General features: G+C 61.8%; 2 protein-coding genes. Both read right to left on the bottom strand.

The annotated features are described in order from the left end of the window. Window positions 1-132: 132 nt before the first annotated feature. Window positions 133-408 carry a hypothetical protein gene (locus EPD66_RS23885; RefSeq protein WP_142851049.1) on the bottom strand — a complete coding sequence of 92 codons (276 nt, stop codon included), beginning with the start codon at window positions 406-408 and terminating at the stop codon, window positions 133-135. 11 nt (window positions 409-419) lie between these two features. Continuing rightward, on the bottom strand, window positions 420-581 hold the full coding sequence (locus EPD66_RS23890) for a DUF3164 family protein (protein ID WP_255448630.1): 162 nt from the start codon (window positions 579-581) through the stop codon (window positions 420-422). Window positions 582-587 lie beyond the last annotated feature (6 nt).

Here is a 587-nt window from a genome sequence, read left to right on the forward strand (position 1 = left end):
CGTCATGCTTGAAGTCGACGCTGATATGGTCCGACCCTTCTTCGTCGTAGAGTCGGGTGGACAGGGTGAAGCCTGCCTCCTGACAGGCCTGCCGGATCTCGGCGAGGGTCTTGTGGCGGGCGAAGGTTTGCATCACGCCCTCCCAGCCGGCGCCATCAGGGCCGCGTTCTGCTTCAGGATTTGAACCAACTGCTCCAGGCTGGCGATAGCCTGGTCGGCCTGGCTCTGCGCCAGAACACGATTGACGTAGACGGTGATCAGTCCGTTGAGAGCCATTCCCGGATTGTCGAGTTCATCAACCAGAACGGCTGCCTGCTCGATGATGGCAGTTGCTTCCATGAGGCGTTGCTGCCGTTCTGGGGTTTGGGGAGCTTGGGTTGTCGATAGGACGACGCGAGACAGCTTCATCTTTGCCTCCCTCACGCAGCTGCCAGATCGATGGTGACGGGTTCCCACCGTGCCTGCGGGTCGGTGCGGCGGTAGAAGCGGACATAGGTCTTGGAGCCGGCGATGCGGATGGAGTCGGTGATCGCCGTCATGGCCTGCTGCCAGCGCCGATCCTGTATGTCGATGCGGCGCAGGGCGAA

This window comes from Telmatospirillum sp. J64-1, assembly GCF_006980715.1.
Taxonomy (GTDB): Bacteria; Pseudomonadota; Alphaproteobacteria; order Rhodospirillales; family Magnetospirillaceae; genus Oleiliquidispirillum; species Oleiliquidispirillum nitrogeniifigens.

What these genes read in the sequence shown, in the direction of transcription:
- EPD66_RS23885 (WP_142851049.1), bottom strand. Translation starts at nt 408, where the DNA reads ATGAAGCTGTCTCGCGTCGTCCTATCGACAACCCAAGCTCCCCAAACC.